Source organism: Pseudarthrobacter sp. PvP090 (assembly GCF_040547365.1).
Lineage (GTDB): Bacteria > Actinomycetota > Actinomycetes > Actinomycetales > Micrococcaceae > Arthrobacter.
This window is the reverse complement of record NZ_JBEPPO010000005.1, coordinates 234,219-250,331: the sequence shown is the minus strand read 5'-3', so window position 1 is coordinate 250,331 and position 16,113 is coordinate 234,219. Positions and strand designations below refer to the sequence as shown.

General features: G+C 60.1%; 11 protein-coding genes. 7 read left to right on the top strand and 4 right to left on the bottom strand.

Annotation, left to right across the window (positions count from 1 at the left end):
• Positions 1-167 precede the first annotated feature (167 nt).
• From ABIC21_RS07925 to ABIC21_RS19320, 3 genes are all read left to right on the top strand, one after another.
• Positions 168-2,981: a DUF1156 domain-containing protein gene (locus ABIC21_RS07925; RefSeq protein WP_354349854.1), complete on the top strand. Its 2,814-nt coding sequence runs from the start codon at positions 168-170 to the stop codon at positions 2,979-2,981.
• Positions 2,982-3,073: 92 nt separating this feature from the next.
• Positions 3,074-4,009 carry a PGN_0703 family putative restriction endonuclease gene (locus tag ABIC21_RS07920; RefSeq protein WP_354349853.1) on the top strand — a complete coding sequence of 312 codons (936 nt, stop codon included), beginning with the start codon at positions 3,074-3,076 and terminating at the stop codon, positions 4,007-4,009.
• A 6-nt stretch (positions 4,010-4,015) separates the two neighbouring features.
• Positions 4,016-4,339, top strand: a complete 324-nt coding sequence (locus ABIC21_RS19320) for a hypothetical protein (protein ID WP_502935968.1) — start codon at positions 4,016-4,018, stop codon at positions 4,337-4,339.
• Between the two features lie 125 nt (positions 4,340-4,464).
• Here the strand turns inward: ABIC21_RS19320 and ABIC21_RS07910 are convergent, their stop codons facing one another.
• The gene (locus ABIC21_RS07910; protein WP_354349852.1) at positions 4,465-5,238 is read right to left on the bottom strand and encodes a matrixin family metalloprotease; all 774 of its coding nucleotides are present in this window, start codon (positions 5,236-5,238) and stop codon (positions 4,465-4,467) included.
• A 328-nt stretch (positions 5,239-5,566) separates the two neighbouring features.
• Positions 5,567-8,722 (bottom strand): DEAD/DEAH box helicase, encoded by a 3,156-nt coding sequence (locus tag ABIC21_RS07905; protein WP_354349851.1) that lies wholly within the window; start codon positions 8,720-8,722, stop codon positions 5,567-5,569.
• 73 nt (positions 8,723-8,795) lie between these two features.
• Here ABIC21_RS07905 and ABIC21_RS07900 point away from each other — a divergent pair, with 73 nt between their 5' ends.
• Together ABIC21_RS07900 and ABIC21_RS07895 are read left to right on the top strand one after the other, a co-directional pair.
• The gene (locus tag ABIC21_RS07900; protein ID WP_354349850.1) at positions 8,796-9,791 is read left to right on the top strand and encodes a hypothetical protein; all 996 of its coding nucleotides are present in this window, start codon (positions 8,796-8,798) and stop codon (positions 9,789-9,791) included.
• Positions 9,792-9,795: 4 nt separating this feature from the next.
• Positions 9,796-11,370, top strand: a complete 1,575-nt coding sequence (locus tag ABIC21_RS07895; protein WP_354349849.1) for an SIR2 family protein — start codon at positions 9,796-9,798, stop codon at positions 11,368-11,370.
• Positions 11,371-11,526: 156 nt separating this feature from the next.
• Here the strand turns inward: ABIC21_RS07895 and ABIC21_RS07890 are convergent, their stop codons facing one another.
• Entirely contained in the window at positions 11,527-13,080 is a 1,554-nt protein-coding gene (locus tag ABIC21_RS07890) for a PD-(D/E)XK nuclease family protein (RefSeq protein WP_354349848.1), read from the bottom strand.
• Between the two features lie 243 nt (positions 13,081-13,323).
• Positions 13,324-13,632, bottom strand: coding sequence for an NrtR DNA-binding winged helix domain-containing protein (locus ABIC21_RS07885; protein ID WP_354349847.1), 309 nt, complete (start codon positions 13,630-13,632; stop codon positions 13,324-13,326).
• Between the two features lie 31 nt (positions 13,633-13,663).
• Between ABIC21_RS07885 and ABIC21_RS07880 the strand changes: the two genes are divergently transcribed.
• The gene (locus tag ABIC21_RS07880; RefSeq protein WP_354349846.1) at positions 13,664-14,608 is read left to right on the top strand and encodes a DUF5655 domain-containing protein; all 945 of its coding nucleotides are present in this window, start codon (positions 13,664-13,666) and stop codon (positions 14,606-14,608) included.
• 325 nt (positions 14,609-14,933) lie between these two features.
• On the top strand, positions 14,934-15,797 hold the full coding sequence (locus tag ABIC21_RS07875; protein ID WP_354349845.1) for a hypothetical protein: 864 nt from the start codon (positions 14,934-14,936) through the stop codon (positions 15,795-15,797).
• Positions 15,798-16,113: the final 316 nt, after the last annotated feature.

Genomic DNA, 16,113 nt, shown 5'->3' with positions numbered 1-16,113 from the left:
TCCTTCGGCGGTTGGTGAGCCCGGTTTGGAAGGGCTGCGGTTCCCAGCCGGGCTGGGAACCGTAGCGGTCTGCGGTCGACGACCCACTAAACTAATAACGCGAATCCACCAGTACTCTGACGGGTGCCCTGTTGCCCCTTTACCCTGTACGTCATGCAAGGGAACGAATGCCTGTAACGTCAAAGCGCAAACTCATCGAGGTTGCGCTGCCCCTCGAAGCGATCAATCGAGAATCAGCCCGCGAAAAATCGATCCGCCACGGACACCCGTCTACCCTGCACCTTTGGTGGGCCCGGCGCCCACTCGCTGCTGCCCGCGCCGTGCTTTTTGCCCAGCTCGTAGACGACCCGTCGTCCCATCCGGACAACTTCCCGACGGAGGAAGCCCAGAAGGCCGAGCGCGACCGGCTGCATGGCATTATCGAGCGGCTCGTGGTGTGGGAAAACATTCATGACCAGCAACTTCTTGCAGAGGCCCACGAAGAGATCCTCAAGTCGACGGACGGCAACCCGCCGGCGATCCTCGATCCCTTCGCCGGCGGAGGCACAATTCCGCTGGAAGCGCAGCGTCTTGGTCTCGAGGCGCATGCCTCTGATCTGAACCCGGTCGCAGTGCTGATAAACAAAGCCTTGATCGAGATTCCACCCAAGTTCAGAGACCAGCCACCTATTTTTCCCGGACTGGTGGACACGCAGTCCATTCCGTGGAAGGGCGCCGCCGGCTTAGCAGCTGACGTGCGTGCCTACGGCGACTGGATGCGCAGCGAGGCAGATCGCCGCATCGGTCACCTGTACCCCAAGGCCACCCTCACGGATGGCACTAAAGCGACGGTCGTAGCCTGGCTGTGGGCCCGCACGATTATCTGCCCAAATCCCGCTTGCCGAATAGAAATGCCCCTCGTTAGATCTTGGTGGCTGAGCAAGAAGCCCGGAAAATTCGCCTACGTAACACCGACAGTGGTGAACGATCCCGAAGCCCCGAGTGGGAAGCGCGTTGATTTCCATATCGCGCACAACCCGGCCGAGGCCCCAGCCGCCGACGCCGACGGCACTGTGGGACGAACGGGTGGCACGTGCGTGGCCTGTGAATCCGCAGTCTCGCTCAAGTACATCCGGGTTGAGGGAAAAGAACAGCGAATAGGATCCAAGTTGATGGCCATAGTGGCCGAAGGGCTGCGTCGACGGATCTACCTTTCGCCCGAAGATCTGCATATCAAGGCGGCAGACGTCCCGAAACCGGAGGATGTTCCGGAGGGAGAGCTCCCCACGAACCCCCGGGACTTCAAGACCCCGAACTATGGCATGACAACGTGGGCAAGCCTGTTCACCAATCGACAGCTGGTCGCCCTGACCACATTTAGCGACCTGATTGTCAACGTCCGAGAGTCTGTACTGAGTGACGCGTTGGCGGCCGGCCTGCATCCTGGTACCCGCCTTGAAGCCGGAGGTTCTGGCGCGGAGGCATACGCGGACGCCGTTGCAACTTACCTGGGCCTTGCTATTAGTCGAGTTACGGACTATTCCTCGTCCATCTGCAGCTGGCACTCTGGACGGGACACCACACGGAACGTATTTGCACGCCAGGCAATCCCCATGGTCTGGGACTATGTGGAAGGAAACGTCTTGTCCCGCCTGGCCGGGAGCTTCCACGGCCAGGTTTCGTGGGTGGCCGAAGCTACGGAGTCGACCCCTGCGACTCCAAACGCTGTGGTTCTCCAAGCCGACGCCTCGACCCGCGACTTCGGGGGACACGTGATTAGCACGGATCCTCCTTACTACGACAACATCGGCTACTCCGATCTCTCCGACTATTTCTACGTCTGGCTAAGACGTTCCCTACGGCGGATTCACCCAGAGTTGTTGGGAACTATGTTGGTGCCGAAGTCCGAGGAGTTGGTGGCCAACCCGTACCGTCACGCGGGCAAGGATGGCGCGAAAAGCTTCTTTGAGGACGGTTTCCGGGAGGTGTTCGCCCGAGCAAGGACTGGCGCGAGCGATAAGGCTCCGATGACCGTCTGGTATGCCTTTAAGCAAAGCGACACCTCGGAGGATGGAACCTCTTCTTCAGGCTGGGAGACTCTCCTTGACGGGATGATTCGATCTGGCTGGACCATCACGGCGACGTGGCCCAACAGGAGCGAATTGGGCAATCGTCTATTGGCCAGCGGTACAAACGCTCTCGCTTCCTCAATCGTGTTGGCATTGCGCCCGAGGGCGGCAGAAGCACCGACTACAGACCGACGCGGTCTCATTGCGGCGCTCCAGTCCGAATTGCCGCGTGCTCTTCGGGATCTCCAGCAGGGTGCCATTGCACCTGTAGACCTACCGCAGGCCGCCATCGGCCCCGGCATGGCCGTCTTCAGCCGCTATGCAAGCGTCATCGAATCCGACGGTACGCCAATGGAGGTACGCTCTGCCTTGGCTCGGATCAATGAGATCCTGGACCAAGTGCTGAACGAGCAAGAGGGCGATTTTGACCCTACGACGCGGTTTGCGGTGGCGTGGTATCGACAGTACGGGTACTCAAATGGCCCCTTTGGCGACGCCGATAACTTGGCGCGAGCCAGGAACACTTCCGTCGACGCTATGGCACGGGATGAGATCTTGACCAGCGCGGCTGGCAAGGTGGCCCTCTGCCGTCCAGGGGATCTTCGGTCAGATTACGATGTCGCAACGGACCCTCACACGAGTGCTTGGGAAGCGCTCCACCATCTCATCCGCATTCTGGATAACGCTGGCGTATCCGCTGCCGGTCAGTTTCTAGCGGAGGCCTTGAAAAGGACAGATGGAGCCGTGAATGGAGACCTGGTCAAAGAGCTAGCGTTTCTGCTGTTCTCACTCGCTGAGAAAAGTGGACGGACAAAGGATGCGCTGTCGTTTAATACTCTGGCAACTTCTTGGCCCGAAATTGGACTGGCCTCGCACTCCCCAAACCGCGTGGAGTCGCAAACATCGTTCGATTTCGCGGCTGAAATCACGTGAGCCCTGCGGACCGGGGCGATTTATTGGCAGTGAGATCTGAATTGTCCAAAGATCGGCATGACTTCGATGATCTCCTTTACAGGATCGGACCCATGCCGCCATCTGATTCCCCATGGCTCAAGCGGGTTCGATTTCACCAGGCTTGGTACCGGGTTGCAGTGCTCGAACTCGAGAATTACGGATCGCTCGCAGGAAGCGGAGCAGGCTGCGGGAGCGTCCTAGTGGAGGCCGACGCCGCGTCGAGCATGAATTTTGTCGGAGAGCGGCCAGCTCGGGAATACAGTCACCGGCGGGCCGCAGGGTGGGGCGTCGATCCCGTCCGATGCACGAAGTACATGACCTCCAGTCAGACGCTTACCTTCAACATGCTCTCGGACGCAGTGTCTCGGCAGGTTGAATGCGCAGAACTCTTTGGGGCGCTCAGTGGCCGCGACGATCTGGAACGTCTGACCTCTTATCACTTCGAATACAGCGCCGTGGGTCAACAACACTTTCTGGGTGACCGGACACATATTGACCTCCTACTTGAATTCAAGACGAAGGACGGAGGAACGCAAGTCGTTGCAGTGGAAACAAAGCTTGCAGACCGCTTCTCAACACGCAGGACGGCAGGGATGCATGGCGCCCAGTACGAGAGACTTCAGGAGGAATCTGGACTGTGGATCAGCATGACGGCCTCGTTGATGGACAACCAAACGCGGCAACTCACCCGGTGTCATGCGCTGGCACAGTCGGTACAGCAGACATATCGACCGAGAGGTCACGCCACAATGCTCACGCTGTTGCATGATGACGATCGGAATGGCATCCGTTCTGCAGCAGCCTACGGTCACCGGGTGGCAGTAGCTGGTTCGGCCCGAATTGCCACTTGGGGTGAGTACTTGAACGCTGCTCGGGCTGCTAATGCCATTCCAGAAACGACCCTTAGCACTCTACTAAAACGCTACGTGGACCTTTCGGCCAGCGAGCCCTCCTGGGTTGCCTGGCAGCAGCACTCGCGCTCGAGAAGCGCTGACAACGTATATTAGATGCTCATGAGTGACACACCAGATGCATTGTTTTCCATTAACTCTGATTCGTCCGTGGCCTCCACCCTGCTGCCAGAACTTGCAATCGCTCCTGAACAGATACGCCGGATCCGCGAGGCATTCGATGGTGCCGGCATCTTGGAGCAGGAAAATCGCCAGGTACTTATCGAATCGGTCACTGGTCGAGCCGTCGCTTCGCTAAGAGAACTGCGCGCCGTGGAAGCAACGCGGGTCATCGATCGGATAAGTCAACGGTCTGCGGCACGACCCACAGTTACCGGCTCGGCGTGGGACACCAGAGAAGAAGAAACTTGGATTGACAAGATGTAGGTGGTCCAGCGTCTGATGAGATGCTGGTTATTCGTCTTGACGGCGCGCCCAAGGCGATGGGCATGTCCACGCTGGCGCTGCTTCATTCCGTCTGATTGCCTTGCACGCCTTGAAGTCAGGTCCGGTCAAAGTTCAGGGACACACGCCCCGCTACCCAGCAATGCCAGGCCTGCGCGGTCACCGTCTGCAAACTCTGTGATCCCGGTGTTATCCGCGTTCATCAGCTGCTTCGGATCATCGACGTGGGCAAGCCCAACGACATGGCCCAGTTCGTGCATGATCACCGCGCGAACCAGGAGAGCGCCGTCTGGCCGCTGCATGATCTCTTCAAGAGCTGGGGCGTCCAGTGCCACTTGCCCGGTAACCAGGGCTGAGCGGCGCCCAGCGGCGGCAGACTGCCCGCTCCCGCCAATACCGGCAACTTTGCCTTCCAGGCGCGGACTTTCTTCAGGGGTGGACCACGCGATCAGGACCGGCGCCCATCGATTGCCATAAAGGTCAGACTGGTATGCCTTGCGCTGCTCACTGGGACCCTCAGATGTAAGCCCGTCGTTTACGAACTGCAGTCCCGTTGCAGCTGAAACTTTTTCGACGGCCTGGTGAATCAGCCCTTCGCCCCCAAGTGGCGCGTTGTCAGGTCGGACGACGTAGTGGATGGGACGGCAGGGGTCGTAGGCTACAAAGGGTTGACCGGGGTCCGATGAGGGTTGAAGGACATATGCGCTAGAGTGGGTCGTTTCCGGCGGATGGCCGAGCGGGGAGCCCGCCGCCCCGATCCCCGGGGGAGGTGCGGCAGCGCCGGGCAGATACGGCCGGGCAGGCTGCATAACGAACCGCTCAAACAATGCCGGGCTGAAGTACAAGCCCACAAGGAGAGCAATACCCAGGACTGTGGGCATTGACCTCCCTTTCCCCAGCCGCGGTCCCTTTCCGGTCTTTCGTCGCAGCCGTCGCATCTTGGTGCTCCGTGTTCGCCCGGCGGAGGAGTCCGTCCGCCAGGCAACAGGCTCCTGCACCTTTCCAAGCGCTTCGTCGATAGCCCATTGAGGGATGCGCCCACTCGGCGAACGACGAACACCGGTAGGCCATTCGCCGCCGGTCCTGCGACCGTGACCTGAATCCAAACCATCGCGGCGTCCCTTACTTGAATGCACTTAGTCCCCCAATCCCTTCCCGACAAGGTGACCTCAGCATAGTGGGATTGGCCCCTCCGCCTGCGCCGTTACGTCATTGCGCCACTGCGGCCGCCGTCGCATAGACATCCGCCGGCATCGGCCGGTGCAGTTTCCAGGTAATGGCAATCGGCTTCTCACCCACGTGCTGCACGTAGTCCACCTGCCCGAGACACGTGTACGGAACGGTCAGCCCGGTCTCGTCTTCTGAGGTATCCCGGGTGAAGATTAGGATCCTCGAGCCTTGCGCTGCCCGGTCCAGGTACCGCTTGCCCGTCGGACTTCCGGGCGACGTCGCGTTCTGTGACTCCCAGTGGAACAGCTCAGGGCTGATGGCGTAGTCCTTGTACATCGTCGTTGCCGAGTGCTTCTTGTCGTCCTTGTTGAGCGTGACGAAGAAGGCGTCGGTAGACGCCGTGGGGCACCAGGCCACGCCCTCCCGGTGCTGGACGTTCTTGCCGAGCTCCAGCGAACCGTACTGGAGCGCCGCCAGGATTTCTTCCCGCCGGTACGTGGCGTGCGAGAGCAGCGGGACGTGCTGGAGTCCCGCCCCAAGGCCCTTTGCGGCGTGCTTGGACGCTGCCACTCCGAGCTTCACGATCTGGCGGATCTCGCTGCAGACAAACTGGTAGCCGCGCAGATAGTCCAGGCCGGCGTCGTACGACTGGAAACCGCCGCCGTCGTCCCAGAGCGTGTAGAAGAGCATGCGCGCGAATGTCTGCTCCCGCACGCCAAGGTCCGCGTGGCGGGGCGCATCTGCGCCGACCAGCATCGAATACGCCTCGGCGCGTTCCGGATCGTCCACATGGATCAGGCGCGCCATCCGGCTGAGGAGTTTCTTCTCGTCGGCGTCGGATAGATCCTGGATCCTCCCGCTGAGGACGGTCTCCAGCGGCGAGAACCCGTCGATCAGGCCGGCCTGGCGCAGGTAACCGGTCCATGAATCCTTGGTGGAACGATAAATCGACTTCACGTCGTTCCCGGACCGCCCGAGATACGCCTCCAGCTCGGTCTCCGCGTACGAGGCGATGTCCCGGACCAGCTGCGCCCTGTTGAACCGCAGCTGCGCCTTGATGTTGTCCAGCACTACTTTCTGCGCCACCCGGTCCAAGACAATCTGCGAGCCCGACGGCAGGTAGGGGAACTCGTCTTCGACAGCCTTTTCTAGCTCCTTGCGCCCGTAACCGGTGAGCGCACGGTAGCGCAGGTCGAAGCGGAACTCGCGGCGTTGCTGGCCGATGAAGTCCATGACGGTGAGCACCGCTTTGCCCTCGGCACGGCGCAGCCCGCGCCCCATCTGCTGAAGGAAGATCGTGGCGCTCTGCGTGGGCCGGAGCAGCAGGATGGTGTCCACCTGCGGCAAATCCAGGCCTTCGTTGAAGAGGTCGACGGCGAAGATGCAGTTGATCTCCCGGGTGCGGAGTCGCTCCAGCGCTGCCGCGCGGTCGGCGTCGTGGGTGCTCCCGTCGACCGCGACGGACGCGATGCCGGCGCGGTTGAACGCCAGCGCCATGTAGTGGGCGTGCTGGACCGAGACGCAGAAGCCGATGGCCCGCATCTGCTCCGTGCTGGTGACCTTGTCCCGCAGTTCGCGGATCACCTTGGCGGCGCGGGCGTCGTTGCCGGTGTAGAGGTTGCTCAGCTGCGCGGTGTCGTAGTTGCCGCGCTTCCATTCCAACTGGCTCAGGTCAACATCGTCCGAGACTCCGAAGTAGTGGAACGGCACCAGCAGATCGGCGTCCAGGGCATCCCAGAGGCGCAGTTCGCTGGCGGTGCGGCCGTCGAAGAACTGTTGGGCGACGTCGACGCCGTCGCCGCGTTCCGGCGTCGCGGTCAGTCCGAGGAGCTGCAGCGGCTGGAGGTGGTCCAGCAGCCGGCGGTAGGTGGGCGCCATGGCGTGGTGGAATTCGTCGATGACGACGACGTCGAAGAAGTCTGGTTCCAGCTCTTCGACGCCGAGGGATGACAGCGACTGGACCGAGGCGAAGATGTGCTTCCACTGCCGGGGTTTGTGCTCCCCGACGTAGAGCTCGCCGAAGGCACCGTCCTGCATGACGTCACGGTAGGTGCGCATGGCCTGCTTCAGGATTTCCTGGCGGTGGGCCACGAAAAGGAGTTTCAGATCGCTGCCCGCCGCCTCGCACAGGCGCTTGTAGTCCAGCGCGGCGATGACGGTCTTCCCGGTGCCGGTCGCCGCGACGACGAGGTTGTGGTTGAACCCCTTGAGCCGCTCGGCTTCCAGGTCCTCGAGCATTTCCTCCTGGTGGAGGTACGGCTGGACTTCGAGGCCAGTGGCTGCCCCGGGGATGGCAGTGCGCCGGCCGCCGTTGCGTTCCAGGGCTGCGTCCAATTTTTCGCCGTCACGTTCCGGATCGTAGCTCTGGAAGGCGCGCTGCGCCCAGTAGCTGTCGAAGGTGACCTCGAACTTTTGCAGCAGCGCAGGCGTGCCGACGGAGCTGAGCCGGACGTTCCATTCGAGGCCATCCAGCAGAGCTGCCTGGCTGAGGTTGGAGCTGCCAACGTAGGCAGTGTCGAAGCCCGAGTCCCGGCGGAACAGCCAGGCCTTGGCGTGCAGACGCGTGGCCTGCGTTTCGTAGCTGATCTTCACCTCGGCGCCGTACCGGTTGACGAGCTCGTCGATGGCGCGGCGTTCCGTGGCGCCCATGTAGGTGGTGGTGATGACGCGGAGTTTGGCGCCGCGTTCCTGGAGCTGTGCGAGGGCTGGTTCGAGGAGCCTCAGTCCGGTCCACCGGACAAAGGCGCAGAGCAGGTCCACGGTGTCGGCGGACTCGATCTCGGTCCTTAGCTCGGCAGCGAGGTTGGGATCGTCTTTGCTGTTGGTGAGCAGAGCCGAATCGCTGAGTTTGGTACTGGGTCGGCGAAGATTGCGGCGCTTGAGCTTGTCCGGGCGGTGAAGGGACTGGAGCTGTGTGGGACCGGGCGCGATGCGGTCTCGCGTGTTCAGTTCCCGGAGGAGCTTGTTCGCGAGGGCAACACGGTCCGTTGGCTTGGCTGCGGCGAGGGCCCGCCGGACGGCGTCCGCTACGTGGCGGGAGAGGATGTCCGGGGAGTCTTCGTCTGCTATGTCCGCGAAGACTGGTTGCAGTTCATGCGCTTGGCCCAGACGGTTGCCGAGCACATCCGTGTTGAGAAGTTCGTACAAGCCCTCGGGCAGCTGCTCCGCCGCGGTTCCCCCAATGAAATTAGTCACTGCGCCAGGGTATTTGTGGGGAGCGACAAAGACCAACACGTCGTTCGTCCGGGGTGTCCTTTAGCATTGGAAAATGACCATTTCAGTGGGGGACCTTTTCAAAGAATGCGGGCTTAGCCCGGGCGGAGTGGTGAAGTGGGGCGACCAAATTCCGTTGGATCTGCCCGGCGTTTACGTCGTCGCGTCCACCCGCGATCTCGACGATCCGACAGGTTTGATGAGGACATATCGTCACGATCCCAAGGCGTTCCTCTCGCTCAAGACAGCCTGCCCGTCGGTGACCATAGAGGGCAGGCTCGCCACCCATGATGAACTTTCCGAAAGAATCGGCGCCTTTTGGATCCCGGATTCCGCCATCCTTTACGTCGGTCTGGCCGGAACCTCTGTCCGGAAGCGGGTCAACCAGTACTACATCACTCGCATTGGTCAACGATCACCGCACGCTGGAGGCTGGTGGTTGAAAACTTTGGCCGATCTGGAGACTCTTTTTGTCCACTACGCAGCATCGGACGCCCCGAAATCTAAAGAGGCGTTGATGCTTAAGACTTTTTCCGCTGCTGTGCCGCCGTCGGTGCGGCAAACTCTCCACGATTCCGAACGAATTGCGCCGTTTGCGAACGTCGATGCCCAAGCGGGATTTCGGAAGAGACACGGACTATGCGGGTACAAGACACAGCGCGCCAACCCGGCTTCTTCACCTATTACTGTCGAATACGAAGAACCTGCGTTTCCTTTAGCTGCCCCCATTTCCGCACGTCCGACGCTGACATCTTCGCGTGCCGCGGGCTCCGGCATTGGGACGCGCATTGAGTCTCAAGTCATTACGGAAAACGATCGCACCGGCTCTAATCTGCGTATCCCGTCGCGCTCGAAATTCGCGCTGCCGACAGCCAATGGCTTCCTATCTGTGACCTATCAGGGACAGAGAATCGAGGCTCGCTGGCGGGTGAACGGGTCCCGATCAGGAACCATCGGACTTGGAAGGTCCATCATGAGTTCGATCGGTGGACCAAATAGAAGCATTTGGATGCAGGTCAGCGGGAGATCCGTCGTCATCGAGGAGTCTTGATCCTATGACCCAACCTCACGTGTTCGTAGCTATGGCAGATATCTTGAATCTCCGATGTGACGCATGGCTATTGCCAACGGACTCAAGCGTTCGCATCGAGCCGCATTGGCTCAAAGCTCATCCCGAACTACGGGCGCTTGCGGCATCGTCGGCCTCGGCTGAATTCCGAGAAGGGTTCACCCTGGCCGAACCAATCCGACCATGGGTGCCGGACTCACCGGTGCCGATCCTCACGGCCGTCCCCTACGACGGCAGTTGGGGACCCACTACCGTCGTCGAACGCCTTGAAGCATATGTGCGCAGTGCAGTTGCTGCCGTCCCGGATCCTGATGACCGACCATATCGGCTCCTCGCGCTTCCGTTCTTCGGAACGGCAGGGGGCGGCGCCGGCAGCCACCTTGGCGCCGCACTCCGGGCAATTCTCGACGCATGCAGTCAACTGGCCGCCACGTACCGAGTGGACTTTGTCCTCGTCCTTCGAGACAGGGCTGCTTTCTCATTAGCCCAAAAACTGCGGAGAGAAGCATCGAGTGACTCGTCTTGGCCTTCCCTCGGTGGCCGCCTGCATGAGAAGGCCAAATCACTGGGGCGGCAAGCCCGCTCAGGGCATTTGGTTCCCTTCCTCGGAGCCGGCGTCAGCGTCAGCGCTGGGGCCCCAAGCTGGGGCCAACTCCTTGAGCAGCTCAAATCGGGAGTGAGTCTCGGAGAAAAGGAGGAAGCCGCTTTCAAGGGACTGGCACTTCTCGACCAGGCCGGCGTACTCGAACAGCTCTACGCAGATAAGACCGGTTCTCGAAAGGCATTCGGTCAGGCGGTGGCGAACGCCGTCGACCTGCCCAGATACGGTTTGGCACCAGCGCTGCTTGCTACGTTGCCCTCGGCCGGTGCCATTACGTTGAACTACGACAGGCTGTTCGAGACAGCCTGCGAAGACGCCCAGAGACCTCGAACCGTGCTGCCAGAAAACGTTCCAGCGGTGGGCAACGACTGGCTGTTGAAACTCCACGGCTCCGTCACTCAGCTTGACAGCATCGTACTAACCCGCGACGACTACCTCGGCTACAACAGCAATAGAGACGCGCTTTCCGCGCTCGTCAAAGCGCACTTGCTGACGCATCATTTGTTGTTCGTTGGCTTCGGTCTGGCTGACGATCATTTTCACGAAATCATCCACGACGTCAGGCGTGCGCTTCCGCACGAAGCTTCGAAGAATCATCAGATGGGCACAGTGCTGTCGCTCTTTCACGAGCCGCTACAAAATCTCGTCTGGGAAGGACGGCTCGATATTCTTCCCATGTCCGGGAGTGCCCCTGCTGCAGAATCTGGCCAAGCCGCGATACGCACCGCGGTCGCTACGGCCGGGCGGGAACTGGAGATCTTCCTGGACATGATGGCCGCCTATGCAACGGACAACCACTCCTATTTGCTGGCCCCGGCCTACAACCGCGGCTTAACCAAAGGCGAAGACGAACTTCGACAGCTGCTCCTTGCGCTCGCGGGCCACGAGCGCTCTGCCGACACTACGGAGGTCTGGGGCGTCATCGATGCTGCACTACAAGACCTTGGATTACAGACTTGAGCGAACCAAGGCACATGCGGGCCGTGTGGCTAGCTGTGCTGACAGCCGGTGTGCCGTCGCCAATGCTTGATTCGTGAGCGCCCCCTGAGATGCGTAACGGCCTGGCAGCCGTCTGTGCCGAAACTCTTCGCTTCCAATTCGACGAACGATCTCAATTCAGCTCAATGAGTTGACGGCGACAGGAGGTCGTTCGAGGTGGCTGGCGTGGGCAACGGTTAGGTCAATCAGCTGCTGCACGGACAGACCCGCAGTTTTCTTGTACCGGTAGACAAAGTCGGGATCGAAGTGCCCGAAGGGACCTTCCGGTTTGGAACTGGACGAAACGGCCACTCCGGTGGTCCCGAGGATCTCGTCGAGATGCTCAAAAGAGAAGAATTCCGGATTCGATCGTGCGAACTCTGCCCTGTTCGACTTCGCGGAGGTTCCTTTGCCATGGAGGTGGTCGAGTATCAGAGCAAGGCGAAGAACCCCCTCTTGATACTGCCATCCGGCAAAGATTTCCACGTCACCTGCCATGGTCCGCGTGAACCATGAAACTTGAGGAAGCGAATGACTCATCCCGCTTTCGACGGCGCCTCCGTATAGCCCCACTTCCGCCAGTTCGTGGTTAAGTCTGGCAGCTACGTGGGCCGCCCGCGCTTTCATTAGACCCGTGACGGCCTGCTTGGGCAGTGTCTGGGCGAGGGAAGAAGCGTCGAGAAAAGCCTCGTCCTGAGTGCTGGCAATCAGTGCACTGGCCATCAGCGCGGACAGTGCTCGAAGCACCGTGCAGTAACGGCGCACCGTCTCAACCTCGTACGAATCTGGGATCCCGTCGAAGACCAGTTCCAGGGTCTCGGCGAGCGTTTCGAAGCTCAGGTGATGCCAGACAATCGGAGAGCCGTCTTTGAGTTGAAAGCCTGTGGAGTATCCACGCTCCAAGAAGGAGTGCCTTGTCGGGCTCAGCAGAAAGGCGCCGCCCACTGGCAGCTTCCATTTGGACATCTTGCCGGCGTACTTTTCAAGTTGGTCGGGGTGCGGGACGGAAAACACCTTGTTCTCGATCACCAAGGATCCCCGGTCCGGCCAATGCATGACTAGGTCGAGGTTCTCCCGCTCGCGCTCCACGCGCCTGTCGCCCGACCCCGCAGCCCCGCCAGCGACCAACGATCCGAACACTTCGTCCGCCTGCTCGGGAAATGTCTCGAATATCCATGCCAAGAGGTTGCTGTGAAAGAGCTCGCTGTTGCCGAACATGATCCTGCCGAGGGCCTCGGTTTGCAGGAGACTCGAGATACCTTCGGCACTTTCGTCAGCCGGGCCGGGAACGCCCTCCAGGAAAAGGCGGACGGGGTTTGCGGCACCTTTCCCCGGTGCGAGGTGCCGAACGGATGAGTTCAGCAATGACCGCGTCTCGTCGGTCTCGTGCCCTTCGAAGTACGAACGCTTCGACGCGCCAGCGGCCTCCCATGGCGCGAGCCCGTCGTCGGCCTTGCCCCACCTGTCAATCTCGTAGGCGGTGCGAACCACACCATCTGCGATGCCGAGTGCTATTTCGGCTCGGTTCCGGCTCGCCTCACCGATCCGCCAGTTACCGCGCGTCGCGTCGTAAAGTCGTGCCTGGGACACATCGTCGCGGTACGTCTTGCTAATCACGAACATCACGACTGGGCGCTGAATGGCCGGCACAGGCCTCAGTTCCAGACTCGCTTCGCCGGTATCTTGTTTCAAGATGCTTCCTCAGGTTAGAAACGAAACGACTTTCGGAGTCACTACTTCGGCATGATGCCGCCAAGAACATCCAGGCTTAGCGGGTGGGTTCGGGCATCGAGCGCCCGATACCGCGAATGAAACTTGCGTTCCCGCCAAATTGTCCAGGCTGGCCTTAGGTGCGTGCTGGCACTGGTCCCGTCGACGTTGACATCATTCTTCGCAGACAACCACCCTTCGCGCGGACGCCTCGCGGGGCAGGCGCTAAGAACTTCCCCGCACCCACAACCGCGACGGCCTACCCCGCGTCCCGTCGGACATCTGCCCCGTCCCTTTCAGCTGCGGCTCCATAAAACGCCGGAACGTGTCGCGCATGAGAGTCTCGCCTGCCACCGTCTCGTGCAGCTCGCGCAGATCCTTGAGCGTGAACGGCTCATCCAGCAACGCACCGGGGTCCGGGGCCTCCGCATAGGCGGCCCGCAGCCACTCCACGGCCTTCGCCACGATCTCCGCATGGCCGTACGGCAGCCCTCTCTGGCGCTGAACTTTCTCGTCCCCACGTGGCGTGGCCAAGGCCAGGCCGTTGAGATGGCAGAGTTGTGTCGTGACCGATCTAAAACTGTTCCGCATAGATGGCGGCCGAGCTTCAGAGCTAACATCTCGCAGCTTCGCACTTGAAAGAAATCTCCAGACCCTCATCGAGGAAAACATGGAGGTCACGTTCGGGGTCAGGTATCTCGCTACGGAGTACACGACGGGAAAGGTCCACCGTGGCCGGATTGACTCGCTGGGATTGGATGAGAACGGCTCCCCCGTCATCTTCGAGTACAAGCGGACATCCAATGAGAACGTCATCAATCAGGGACTCTTCTATTTGGACTGGCTTATGGACCACAAGGGAGAGTTTCAAATTCTCGTGGCCTCGCGACTCGGGTCCGCGACGGCAGACAGCATCGATTGGTCTGCACCGCGGCTGATCTGCGTTGCGAACGACTTCACTCGTTATGACGAATACGCAGTCAGACAAATTGACCGGAATGTTGAACTCGTCCGATATCGGGACTTCGGATCCGATCTTCTGGCAATCGAACTGGTCACGTCAGTCTCGACAGAGACAACGGCAACCACGCGGAAAGCATCCTCCGGTTCAGCAGCTGAGGTCCCGCAGACACCCGGGAAGAAGACTTCACGATCCAAAACGGTCAGCGAACTGCTCGCCCAGGCAGACCCCGAGTTGTCCGCCCTCTATGAGAAGTTTGAGACGTTCGCGCTATCGCTGGGTGATGACGTCGTGAAGAACGAACGATCCTTCTACTTCGCCTTCCGCCGGCTGAAGAATTTTGCGTGCGTGGAGGTGCACCCGACCTCGAGAAACCTACTCGTATACCTGAAGCTCGACCCGGCGTCCGTCAAGCTAGTGGAGGGTTTCAGCCGGGACGTCAAAAAGATCGGACACTACGGGACAGGTGATCTCGAGCTGAGGATCACTTCCACAGCCAACTGGCTGCTCGTCGAGCAATACACCCGCCAGGCGTACGCGGCCAGCTGAACCGGCGCACACGCGCAGTCCCGCTGTGGGAACTGGGCGGACCGACGAATGGTCACCTCGGACTCACCGTTACGTTCGGTTCGTGATGGAGATGACCGAGGCAGAACCGGACCGATCCAAGGGCTGGCGAGGTGGCGAGTTTAACGTCAGGCATGGCTCGACGGCCAGGGAAAGCCGCCACCGGACCCAGGGCCGCTGCATACGAACGCCCATGTTGAACGCTGTCTTCTCGGTTCCCAGTGACTCGTGGTCCGTCCACCATCTCCGGAGCTCTAAACCCAGTACGATGAGTTCAGTTTTTTACCACCCCTGAAAGGACTTGGGCATGGACGCGCACCTCTGGAAGCTTCTCGTGGACAAAGCAGTTTTGCGGACAAAGTCCCGAGACCTAATTTGGTACGAGACCAGCGAGGGACCGGCTAACACACTTAGCTTCGGAACATTAATCGATGACAGCACCACCTTGAACATCTGGGGGTACGAATCGAACTATTCGTACGAATTGTGCTTGATAAAGCAAACCACAGGAGAACCTTTCGAGGAGCGAAAGAGAGCCACCACTAAGAAGAACTCAGATGGCGTTAATTTCAGCGGCCTGTTCGAGGCTACCCAACTCCAAATCAAGGCCATAGCCCGTGACCGCGCCTTCACCGCGGTGATGGAGTACCTGGCTGACCCAACAGTAGAGGATTTGGAGAAGCAAGATGAGTTCCGAGATCAATGGGGAGCGCTGGGCGACTACGGCTACTTTCTCTACTCCCACGATGAAAAGATTCTCGCAGCGGTAAAGGACATGACTGCGGCGGGCTCCATCACTTGGAGCATTGAGGATGGAAAAGACCGTGGCGAGGAAGGTCAGTACTTTTGGGCTGAAATCGGCGACCTCCTCTACCTACGTCTTCACCAGAGCCAGACCCCCCGCAGAGCCGCAGGCACTACCTCATATAGATTCGGTATTGGTGCGACTAGCGACGAACCCTTTGATGTCGAAGTCAAACTTAGTCCCGATACCAAAAAACAAACGCGCCCACTCTGGTTGATTGCCGATGAGTTGCACACAATAATCTCGAAAACGATTCACGAGGATGAAGCAAAATTCAACCAGATAGTTAGGGACAACATAATCCACGACATTCTGGCGTCCCTAGATAATCATCACAAAGAACAATCATCACTCGACGGGATCTGAATCACAATTATTCCCACGAGCAAGCTACTCCCCCTTGCGACTTACCTGGTGCAACGCGGTAAGGGCTCTGTACTGGCAGCTACATACCCACGGCTAAGGGCACAAAAAACACTGATGGAGCTATCAATTCGTTGGAGCCGGGAGAGCTACCGGCTCAGAATGCGCGGCGGCCCGGTGATTCGAGTGAGCCCGGCCTGAAGCTCCCCAAGGCCTACTCGGCTGAAATCTAGCAACACAACGACGGGAGCGCCCCCTAAGCGCCCCCTAAATGACGGCCCGGTTCTTAGGCCTCCCCCTGTACGAGGATCTTCAGGCT

Coding starts and splice junctions, on each gene's coding strand:
- ABIC21_RS07875 (WP_354349845.1), top strand. CDS start 14,934: ATGGACGCGCACCTCTGGAAGCTTCTCGTGGACAAAGCAGTTTTGCGG.
- ABIC21_RS19320 (WP_502935968.1), top strand. CDS start 4,016: ATGAGTGACACACCAGATGCATTGTTTTCCATTAACTCTGATTCGTCC.
- ABIC21_RS07895 (WP_354349849.1), top strand. CDS start 9,796: ATGACCCAACCTCACGTGTTCGTAGCTATGGCAGATATCTTGAATCTC.
- ABIC21_RS07900 (WP_354349850.1), top strand. CDS start 8,796: ATGACCATTTCAGTGGGGGACCTTTTCAAAGAATGCGGGCTTAGCCCG.
- ABIC21_RS07910 (WP_354349852.1), bottom strand. CDS start 5,238: ATGCCCACAGTCCTGGGTATTGCTCTCCTTGTGGGCTTGTACTTCAGC.
- ABIC21_RS07920 (WP_354349853.1), top strand. CDS start 3,074: ATGCCGCCATCTGATTCCCCATGGCTCAAGCGGGTTCGATTTCACCAG.
- ABIC21_RS07925 (WP_354349854.1), top strand. CDS start 168: ATGCCTGTAACGTCAAAGCGCAAACTCATCGAGGTTGCGCTGCCCCTC.